This window comes from Microbacterium sp. P2_F9 (assembly GCF_056403635.1).
In genome coordinates, this window is sequence record NZ_JBFUFC010000148.1 from 1 (window position 1) to 9,541 (window position 9,541).

11 protein-coding genes are annotated in these 9,541 nt (G+C 68.4%); 4 read left to right on the forward strand and 7 right to left on the reverse strand.

From position 1 onward, the window contains the following. On the reverse strand, positions 1-2,322 hold a 2,322-nt coding region (locus tag AC1DVT_RS14425; protein WP_477389732.1), incomplete at its 3' end, for a pyruvate carboxylase. Between the two features lie 74 nt (positions 2,323-2,396). Here AC1DVT_RS14425 and AC1DVT_RS14430 point away from each other — a divergent pair. Beyond that, the gene (locus AC1DVT_RS14430; RefSeq protein WP_477389733.1) at positions 2,397-3,206 is read left to right on the forward strand and encodes a ParA family protein; all 810 of its coding nucleotides are present in this window, start codon (positions 2,397-2,399) and stop codon (positions 3,204-3,206) included. An 83-nt stretch (positions 3,207-3,289) separates the two neighbouring features. Here the strand turns inward: AC1DVT_RS14430 and AC1DVT_RS14435 are convergent, their stop codons facing one another. The 3 genes from AC1DVT_RS14435 to AC1DVT_RS14445 all read right to left on the reverse strand — a co-directional run bounded on the left by AC1DVT_RS14435 (position 3,290) and on the right by AC1DVT_RS14445 (position 5,129). Continuing rightward, a complete protein-coding gene (locus tag AC1DVT_RS14435; RefSeq protein WP_457098220.1) occupies positions 3,290-3,832 on the reverse strand; it encodes a MerR family transcriptional regulator in 543 nt (180 codons plus the stop codon). A 101-nt stretch (positions 3,833-3,933) separates the two neighbouring features. Next, positions 3,934-4,626 (reverse strand): transcriptional regulator FtsR, encoded by a 693-nt coding sequence (gene ftsR / locus AC1DVT_RS14440; RefSeq protein WP_477389734.1) that lies wholly within the window; start codon positions 4,624-4,626, stop codon positions 3,934-3,936. Continuing rightward, entirely contained in the window at positions 4,626-5,129 is a 504-nt protein-coding gene (locus AC1DVT_RS14445) for an FHA domain-containing protein (RefSeq protein ID WP_457098218.1), read from the reverse strand. The genes ftsR and AC1DVT_RS14445 overlap by 1 nt, the downstream gene beginning before the upstream one ends. 172 nt (positions 5,130-5,301) lie before the next feature. On the opposite strand from AC1DVT_RS14445, the gene AC1DVT_RS14450 reads away from it, so the two are divergent. Continuing rightward, complete coding sequence (locus tag AC1DVT_RS14450) at positions 5,302-5,649, forward strand: hypothetical protein (RefSeq protein WP_477389735.1); 348 nt, start codon at positions 5,302-5,304, stop codon at positions 5,647-5,649. A gap of 30 nt (positions 5,650-5,679) precedes the next feature. On the opposite strand, the gene AC1DVT_RS14455 is transcribed toward AC1DVT_RS14450, so the two are convergent. Then, complete coding sequence (locus AC1DVT_RS14455) at positions 5,680-6,060, reverse strand: four-helix bundle copper-binding protein (protein ID WP_457098216.1); 381 nt, start codon at positions 6,058-6,060, stop codon at positions 5,680-5,682. Between the two features lie 129 nt (positions 6,061-6,189). On the opposite strand from AC1DVT_RS14455, the gene AC1DVT_RS14460 reads away from it, so the two are divergent. Then, positions 6,190-6,870 carry a copper resistance CopC family protein gene (locus tag AC1DVT_RS14460; RefSeq protein ID WP_477389736.1) on the forward strand — a complete coding sequence of 227 codons (681 nt, stop codon included), beginning with the start codon at positions 6,190-6,192 and terminating at the stop codon, positions 6,868-6,870. A 9-nt stretch (positions 6,871-6,879) separates the two neighbouring features. Then, complete coding sequence (gene lpdA / locus AC1DVT_RS14465; protein ID WP_477389737.1) at positions 6,880-8,277, forward strand: dihydrolipoyl dehydrogenase; 1,398 nt, start codon at positions 6,880-6,882, stop codon at positions 8,275-8,277. Between the two features lie 414 nt (positions 8,278-8,691). On the opposite strand, the gene AC1DVT_RS14470 is transcribed toward lpdA, so the two are convergent. After that, positions 8,692-9,327 carry a CYTH domain-containing protein gene (locus AC1DVT_RS14470; protein WP_477389738.1) on the reverse strand — a complete coding sequence of 212 codons (636 nt, stop codon included), beginning with the start codon at positions 9,325-9,327 and terminating at the stop codon, positions 8,692-8,694. A 2-nt stretch (positions 9,328-9,329) separates the two neighbouring features. Beyond that, a partial coding sequence (locus AC1DVT_RS14475) for a response regulator (protein WP_477389739.1) occupies positions 9,330-9,541 on the reverse strand: 212 nt, incomplete at its 5' end.

Below are 9,541 nucleotides of genomic sequence, written 5' to 3' on the forward strand. Positions count from 1 at the left end.
GGGCTGGCTTGTGGTGCCTGCCAGGGGCGCAGCGGCGGCATCGACAGCATCCGCTCCGGCTTCGCTCGCGGCGAGCAGCGTCGCGAGCTGTCCGCCCGCGGTGTCGTGCGTGTGCACGTGGACCGGGAGGTCGAAGCGGTCGCGCAATGCACTCACGAGACGGGATGCCGCGGCCGGCCGCAGGAGCCCCGCCATGTCCTTGATCGCGATGATGTGCGCGCCGGCATCGACGATCTGCTCCGCGAGCCGCAGGTAGTAGTCGAGCGTGTACAGATCCTCGGACGGGTTGAGCAGGTCGCCGGTGTAGCAGAAGGCGACCTCGGCGACGGTGGTGCCGGTCTCCAGCACGGCATCGATCGCCGGGCGCATCTGCGACACGTCGTTGAGCGCGTCGAAGATGCGGAAGATGTCGACGCCGGTCGCGGCAGCTTCGCGCACGAACGCGTTCGTCACCTCGACGGGGCGAGGAGTGTATCCGACCGTGTTGCGGCCGCGCAGAAGCATCTGGATGGGGACGTTGGGGATCGCCTCGCGCAGTGCGTCGAGCCGCTCCCACGGGTCCTCCGCGAGGAATCGCAGTGCCACGTCGTAGGTGGCCCCGCCCCACGCCTCGATCGACAGCAGCTGCGGTGTCATGCGCGCCACGTGCGGCCCGACGCGGACGAGATCGCGCGTACGGACGCGCGTGGCCAGCAGCGACTGGTGCGCGTCCCGGAACGTCGTCTCGGTCACGGCGAGTGCGGTCTGCTCGCGCAGCGACCGGGCGAAGCCGGCCGGTCCGAGCTCCTGCAGTCGCTGCCGGTTGCCGGCCGGTGGCGGGGCGAACAGGTCGATGTCGGGCAGCTTGCTTCCCGGCGAGATGGACACCGGCTTCTCGCCGTAGGGGCGGTTCACCGTCACGTCGGCGAGCCAGTTGAGCAGCTTCGTCGCGCGGTCTCGCGAAGGATTGGCCTTCAGCAGCTCGGGACGATCGTCGATGAACGACGTGCTCAGATCGCCGGCGACGAACGCCGGATCGTCGAGCACCGACCGCAGGAACGGGATGTTGGTGGCGACGCCGCGGATCCGATACTCGGCGAGCGCGCGCTTGGCGCGCGCGACAGCAGAGGGGAAGTCGCGGGCGCGGCAGGTGAGCTTCGCGAGCATCGAGTCGAAATGGGGGCTGATCTGCGAGCCCGCCGCCGTCGTGCCGCCGTCGAGTCGGATGCCGGCGCCGCCCGGAGACCGGTAGGTCGTGATGCGTCCGGTGTCGGGCCGGAAGCCCTGCGAGGGGTCTTCGGTGGTGATCCGGCATTGCAGCGCCGCGCCTCGGAGCACGATCCTGTCCTGGGTCAGGCCCAGATCCTCGAGCGTCTCCCCTGCCGCGATGCGCATCTGGGATTGCACGAGGTCGACGTCGGTGACCTCCTCCGTCACGGTGTGCTCGACCTGGATGCGCGGGTTCATCTCGATGAACACATGCTCGCCTGCCCGTTCACCCGCCGTGTCGACGAGGAACTCGACCGTGCCCGCGTTGACATAGCCGATCGACCGGGCGAAGGCGATCGCGTCGCGGTGGATGCGCTGGCGGAGACCCTCGTCGAGATTAGGCGCCGGCGCGATCTCGATGACCTTCTGGTGACGCCGCTGCACCGAGCAGTCGCGCTCGAAAAGGTGCACGGTGCCGCCTGCGCCGTCCGCGAGAATCTGCACCTCGATGTGCCGCGGCCGAAGCACGGCCTGCTCGAGGAAGACTCGCTCGTCGCCGAAGGCCGCGCCGGCTTCGCGCATCGCCTCGGCGATCGCGGGCGGCAGCTCCTCGGCGGTCGCGACGCGCCGCATGCCGCGGCCACCCCCGCCGGCGACGGCCTTGACGAAGATCGGGAAGCCGATGGCCTCGGCCTGCGCCACGAGGGCATCGACGTCATCGGAGGCGGGAGTGGAGCGCAGCACCGGAACGCCCGCCGCGATCGCGTGCTCCTTCGCGGTCACCTTGTTGCCCGCCATCTCGAGCACGTCCGACGTCGGCCCGATGAACGTGATGCCGTTCTCGGCCGCGCGCGCGGCCAATTCCGGGTTCTCGGAGAGGAACCCGTAGCCCGGGTAGATCGCGTCRGCGCCTGCGTGCAGCGCGACGCGGATGATCTCCTCGACGTCGAGGTAGGCCCGCACCGGGTGACCCGGCTCGCCGATCTCGTACGACTCGTCGGYCTTCTGTCTGTGCAGCGAGCCACGGTCCTCGAAGGGGAAGACCGCGACCGTGCGGGCACCCAATTCGTATGCGGCGCGGAATGCTCGAATGGCAATCTCACCGCGGTTCGCGACCAGGATCTTTCGGAACATGCGCACCTCGCTGGGCGATCTAGTTCGGGGGGCTGAGTGTGTTCTCAGCCTAGGGGAAGGTAACGTGGACCCTTGTGCACGTACTCTCCGTCAGCTCACTCAAGGGTGGGGTCGGCAAGACGACCGTCACTCTCGGGCTCGCCTCAGCGGCGTTCGCGCGCGGGGTGCGGACACTCGTCGTCGATCTCGACCCGCAGTCCGACGTCTCAACGGGCATGGACATCCAGGTGGCCGGCCGTCTGAACGTCGCCGACGTCCTCGGAAACCCGAAGGAGAAGGTCGTCCGTCAGGCGATCACCTCGAGCGGCTGGGCCAAGGTCCACCCCGGGACGATCGATGTCATGATCGGCAGCCCTTCCGCGATCAACTTCGACGGACCGCACCCGAGCGTGCGCGACGTGTGGAAGCTGGAGGAGGCGCTCGCGACGATCGAGGCCGACTACGACCTCGTGCTGATCGACTGCGCACCGTCGCTCAACGCGCTCACCCGCACCGCCTGGGCCGCGAGCGACCGCGTCATCGTCGTCACCGAGCCCGGCCTGTTCTCGGTCGCCGCCGCCGATCGCGCGCTGCGCGCGATCGAGGAGATCCGCCGCGGGCTCTCCCCGCGCCTGCAGCCCCTCGGCATCGTCGTCAACCGGGTGCGCCCGCAGTCGATCGAGCACCAGTTCCGCATCAAGGAGCTGCGCGACATGTTCGGCCCGCTGGTGCTCTCGCCGCAGCTGCCCGAGCGCACTTCGCTCCAGCAGGCTCAGGGTGCCGCCAAGCCGCTGCACATCTGGCCCGGCGATTCGGCACAGGAGCTCGCGGCCGACTTCGACGCGCTGCTCGACCGCGTGATGCGCACCGGCCGGATTCCGGTCCCGGGCGACGCCMGCGCCTGACACTCCGCGCTTCGTCGCCGGTCGCTGAGCTTGTCGAAGCGTCCGGCGGCCCTTCGACAGGCTCAGGGACCGGGTGCCGCGGCTTACGCGGTGCGGACGGTGCGGCGTGCCGCGAGCTCGTCGACCGGGTCGGGCGACTGGGCGTCGAAGTCGACGAGCGTCGACTCCACCTCGCTCAGCACCTTGCCGACGGCGATACCGAACACACCCTGACCGCGGCTCACGAGGTCGATGACCTCGTCGTTCGAGGTGCAGAGATACACGGACGCCCCATCGCTCATGAGCGTGGTGCCGGCGAGATCGCGGATGCCGGAAGCCCGAAGCTGGTCGACGGCCGTGCGGATCTGCTGCAGGGAGATTCCGGTGTCGAGCAGGCGCTTGACGAGCTTCAGAACCAGGATGTCGCGGAACCCGTACAGTCGCTGCGATCCCGACCCGCTCGCACCGCGCACCGTGGGCTCGACGAGCTCGGTGCGGGCCCAGTAGTCCAGCTGCCGGTAGGTGATCCCGGCGGCGCGGGCGGCGACCGCACCGCGGTAGCCCACCTCGTCGTCCATCTGCGGGAGACCATCGGTGAAGAGCAGATCGGCGTCGAATCGGGGTTCGTCGGCATCGCGGTCAGTCATGCGGATCCTCCCCCGTTCGTCCGATACTTCAACGCTAGATCAGGCCCCCTCCGGGGGCAACGACATCGGCCCCGAAGGGGTCGGCGTGTCGCGATGGCGGCTCAGGACATGAGACGGTCCAGGGCGCCGCGGACGAACATCGCGCGCACGTCCTCGAGGCGCTTGGCCAGCTCCGGCGCCAGTTCGCTCGCACGAGCCCGAGACCCGGCATCCGTCCGCCGGAGCAGGGGCGAGAGTGCGGATTCCACGAGGGCGACATCGCGCTCGGCGCTCTGCCGCAGCGTCCGCACATGGCGGGGCTCGATGCCGTGCCGGTCGAGCGCGACGAGCGATCGCAGCATGGCCAGCTGCTGATCGGTGTAGGTCTCGGCGCCGACGATGACACCGGTGCTGATGGCGTCGTTGAGCAGCTGCGGGGCGGCCCCTGCCGCCGACAGCAGCTCTTCGCGGCGATAGCGGCGCGGGGCTGGCACGATCGACGGCGGCGCCGCCGAGGCGGGCGGTGCGGGGTTGCGGCCGGCATCCACGTCTTCCRGGTACTCCCTGATGACGACAAGCGGCAGGTAGTGATCGCGCTGGAGCGTCAGCGCGAGGCGCAGCCGCTCGAGGTCGTCGGGAGAGAACTTGCGGTAGCCCGAGTCGGTGCGCACCGGCGTGACGATGCCCTGCACCTCGAGGAACCTGAGCTTGCTCGAGGTGAGCGTCGGAAACTCCGGAGCGAGCCGCGCGAGGACCTGTCCGATGCTCAGAAGCCCCGCGGACGAGGATCGTTCGCGGGCTGATGCTGCCGGCATCAGCCGTCCGCCGCCTGAGTGAGGTCGGCGGGCGAGACGAAGAAGTTGAGGCGGAACTTGCCGATGCGAAGTTCGGAGCCGTTGCTCAGATGCGCACGGTCGACCCGCTCGCCGTCGATGTAAGTGCCATTGAGCGACCGCTGATCGACCAGTTCGAAGGCGTTGCCTTCGCGGGTGATCTCGGCATGCCGGCGCGAGACGGTGACGTCGTCGAAGAAGATGTCGGCCTCGGGATGCCGCCCCACCGTGGTCACGTCGGTGTCGAGCAGGTAGCGGGCCCCCGCCGTCGGGCCGGAGCGCACGATGAGGATGGCCGCGCCAGACGGGAGCGCGCCGATGGCGTCGAGTTCCGTCTCGCTCAGGTCGGCACCGAACGGCACGAACGACAGATCCGAGTCATGCCCGAACGTCTGCGTCGTATCGACGGCACGATCCTCGGACTTTCCGTCGCCCGCCGGTTCGGCAGAGCGGCGGATCTCGTCCGGTCGGCCACTTTCCTCCACGCTGCTCCCCTTCGTTCGAACCAGCCTAGTCGATCACCTGCAGGCCACCACAGGAAGTTCACGGGCGGAATCGCGGCCCGGCGACTGTTTCGCCGTGTGTCACGACAGATGCCCCGGCGGACCCGCCTGCATACCCTGGTGACTAATCGAACCTAATGACAGGAGACCCGTCGTGTCGACCCCGCACCGCCATGTTCCGCCCCTTCAGGTGCGTGAGCGTTCGGCGTGCATGTGCGTTCACGGCAGTCCCTGCACGACGTTCGCACCCGGTCACGCGCTGCACCTCATCCAGTCTCGGCTGGCCGCTGCGACGCCGTCCGACTGGCTCGATGCGATCGTCGAAGAAGTGCACGCCGATGGGACCATCGCCCTGCGCAGGCTGGACGGCTCGGGTCTGACCGTGTGGAACGGCGCCGGAGCAGACGGGCAGGTGCATCCGGGTGCCCCGGTCGCGCTGCACGACCGTTACGACGTGCTTGCGGTCGGCACCCGGCGATTCAACATCTTCCGCGACCGCTAGGCCGCAGCGCTTCTTGAATTCGGCAGGGCGTCAGGCCGCTGCCATCATCATGTTCTTCATGGCCATGCAGGCGTCCATGCAGGCCTTGCAGGCCTGAGCGCACATCTTGCAGACCTCGCTGTGGTCGGCGTGCTTCATGCACTCGTCCATGCAGTTCATGCACATCGCCATGCACGCGTCGAGCATCGACATCATGGCGGCCGGGGTCATGCCCTGCATCCGCATCATGGTGCGCATCATCGTGTTGCACATGTCCGCGCAGTTCATGCACACCGAGGCGCACGACATTCCCTGGGTCGAACACACCACACAGGCCTGCTCGCAGGCCGAGCAGGCGTCCATACAGGCCTGCATCACCGACATGTCCATCATGTCCATACCGGGCATCGACATCATGTCCTTCGACATCATGTCCATCATCATCGAGTCCATTCCCGCACCACTTTCCGACGTCGCACTGAGAGCGGGGCAGGTGCACCCRCCTGCCGCCATGGTAAGCCTGCCCCGGCGGCGATTGAAGCCCCCGGTAGGCTCGGACGAGTGTCGTCACACAGAATTCACAAACGCCGCTCCCTGCCCGCTCTGATCGCCGCCATCGCATTTGCCGGGGCATCCGTCTTCCTCATCGCCGCCCCCGCGAGCGCGCACGATGAGCTGGTCTCCGCCGATCCGGCCGCGGGTGCCGCCGTCGACGCGCTGCCGGCGCAGCTGACGCTGACCTTCTCGGGCGAGCTCGCGACCGATCCGGGAGCGACCGAATTGCAGGTGACGGATGCCGCGGGCACATCCCTCGCGAACGGCGATCCGGTCGTCGCCGACACGACGGTCACCCAGCCGCTCGCCGGCACGGCGAGCGGCGCGATCACGGTGCTGTGGAAGGTGGTCTCCAGCGACGGCCACCCGATCTCCGGCGAGTACACCTTCACGGTGACGGCACCGGCGCCCACCCCGACCCCCACTCCTACTCCGAGCGCGACGGTCTCGTCCGCCCCGACCGAATCGCCCAGCGCTACCGAGTCGGCCGCTCCGGTGACCGACGAGGACGCGGACGCCGACGGCTCCTGGCCGTGGATCGTCGGGGCGATTCTGTTGGTGGCGATCGCAGGCGCCGTCACGTATCTCCTGGTGTCGAGTGCTCGTCGCAAGCGCGCGCTCGAAGCCGCCACCACCCTGCCGCCGGCGCCCTCGGACGAGGGATCGCCTGGTTCCACCGACCGATAGGCTGGAAGCATGCCTCACTACGACGTCGTCATCCTCGGTGCCGGCCCCGGCGGCTATGTCGCGGCCGTCCGAAGCGCTCAGCTCGGCCTCTCCGTCGCGGTCATCGAAGAGAAGTACTGGGGCGGTGTCTGCCTCAATGTCGGCTGCATCCCCTCCAAGGCTCTCCTCAAGAACGCCGACCTCGCGCACACGTTCAACCACAAGGCCGACCTGTTCGGCATCTCTGGCGACGTGACCTTCGACTTCGGGGTGGCGTGGGATCGCAGCCGCAAGGTCGCGGACACGCACGTCAAGGGCATCCACTTCTTGATGAAGAAGAACAAGGTGACCGAGTACGACGGCCGCGGCTGGTTCGTGGACGCCAACACCATCGACGTCAAGAAGGCCGACGGCTCATCGGAGCGCGTCACCTTCGACAACGCGATCATCGCGACCGGCTCGAAGGTCCGGCTCCTGCCCGGCGTCGAGCTCGGCGGCAACGTCGTCACGTACGAGGAGCAGATCCTCGCCCGCGACCTGCCGAAGTCGATCGTGGTCGTCGGTGCCGGCGCGATCGGCATGGAGTTCGCCTTCGTGCTCGTCAACTACGGCGTCAAGGTCACGATCATCGAGTTCCTCGACCGGGTCCTGCCGATGGAGGACGAAGACGTCTCGAAGGAGCTCGCCCGCCAGTACAAGAAGTACGGCGTCGACATCCTCACCTCCACCAAGGTCGAGACGGTCGTCGACCACGGCGACCGCGTCACCGTGACCTACACGCCGAAGGACGGCGCGCAGGCGTCGATCGACGCCGACAAGGTCATGATGTCGATCGGCTTCGCCCCGAACGTTGAGAACTTCGGCCTCGAGAACACCGGCGTCAAGCTCACCGATCGCGGCGCGATCGAGATCGACGACTTCATGCACACGTCGGTCCCCCACATCTACGCGATCGGCGATGTCACCGCGAAGCTCCAGCTCGCGCACGTCGCCGAGGCGCAGGGTGTGGTCGCAGCCGAGACGATCGGCAAGGCCGAGACCATGGCGCTCGGCGACTACCGGATGATGCCGCGCGCGACGTTCTGCTCACCGCAGGTCGCTTCGTTCGGGCTCACCGAGCAGCAGGCGCGCGACGCGGGCTACGACGTCAAGGTCGCGAAGTTCCCGTTCTCCGCCAACGGCAAGGCGAACGGCCTGGGCGAGCCGATCGGCTTCGTCAAGCTCATCGCGGACGGCGAGCACCTCGAACTGCTCGGCGGGCACCTGATCGGGCCGGACGTGTCCGAGCTGCTTCCCGAGCTCACGCTCGCGCAGAAGTGGGACCTCACCGCCCTCGAGGCGGCACGCAACGTGCACACGCACCCGACGCTGTCCGAAGCCGTGCAGGAGGCCTTCCACGGCCTCGCCGGCCACATGATCAACCTGTAGATCTCTGGTTGTCGAAGGCCCGGGTTCGCCCGGGCCTTCGTCGTTTCCGGCGGAGATCCGTCTCTTCGATGTTCTCTCAAACGTCATTGAACTTCGCGCTCACACGGGCCGCTGCACGTTGCACACCCGCTGCAGAGCGATCCGCAGCTCTCCGCGCCGCCTGGTCGCGCACGCGCTGCCGAAACCGCCATCCGCTGCCGCGATAAGGGACAGCGGATGGCGGTTTCGGGCGCGTGAGTGCGACGAAGGCCTCGATGAGCGGACGCCACCCCAAGGCCGCATCGGAAACCGCTCCCACTGGCGGGTGCACGCCGCTCCCCGGCTCATCATCGCCATGTGAGCGGGAAGTTCAATGAGGAATCAGAGAAGGTGCACCGCCCAGCCGACACGCCGAGCAATCAGTGGTCGAGCGACTCAGACCCCGAGGGTGCGGGCGAGCTTCGAAGCGGATGCCGCGGGMCGGCCGCCGGCAGCCTCCACGGCAGCGGCGATCGCGGCGAAGAGCGCGATGCGCTCCTCGGGATCATCCGGCGCCGCCGGTCCTAGCTCGAACTCCCACTCGCGCCAGCTCTGCTCCACGCCGCGCCGCTCGTCGCGGCCGATGACGTGATCGTCGACGAACTCCACAACGACGCCGTCGCCGGCCGAGAGCAGCGCATAGGCCGTGCGGTCATTGCGGATGCGCGCGATCGAGTAGAGCGCGGCATCCGTCAGCTCTGAAACGGCTGTCTGCACCACCTCGGGGATCCCGTCGTCATCGGTCAGGGGCCAGTGCGTCTCGAGGCGGGCGCCGTCCTGGAGCGGGCCCTTGATGTGCCAGCCCGCGTCGGGTCCGCCCGTGCGGCGACGCAGCGCGTAGCCGGCACGCCCGAGGGCATAGTCCTCGGTGTCGAGGTAGCGGGCGTCGAGGTCGCGCGGCTCCGGCGCGCCCATGCGCGCAACTCCGGGCAGCCCCGAGAGGTCAGGCAGCGGCGTCGCTTCGTCGACGTCGAACTTCGCCTCGACCTCGAAGGAGTGGGTCCGCCCGTCATCCTGGGCTGGTTCGCCCACGATCAGTCGTCGTTCGACGGGCCGATTTCGTCCGTCGCCTCGACGAACCAGAACTCCGCCTCGGTGGGGCCGTCGCCCTGACCGGTGCGCTCCAGTCCGCCCGCACGCTGGTACACGATCTGCCCCTCGCCGTAGGGAACGATGAGCGAGTCGAGTTCGGGCTTCTCCAGCGGGAGCAGCTGCCCGTCGAGCGGTCCGCCGTGAAGGTGTGCGA

Excerpts from the sequence above, each read along its gene's own strand:
- AC1DVT_RS14455 (WP_457098216.1), bottom strand. The coding sequence starts at position 6,060 with ATGATGTCGAAGGACATGATGTCGATGCCCGGTATGGACATGATGGAC.
- lpdA (WP_477389737.1), top strand. The coding sequence starts at position 6,880 with ATGCCTCACTACGACGTCGTCATCCTCGGTGCCGGCCCCGGCGGCTAT.
- AC1DVT_RS14435 (WP_457098220.1), bottom strand. The coding sequence starts at position 3,832 with ATGACTGACCGCGATGCCGACGAACCCCGATTCGACGCCGATCTGCTC.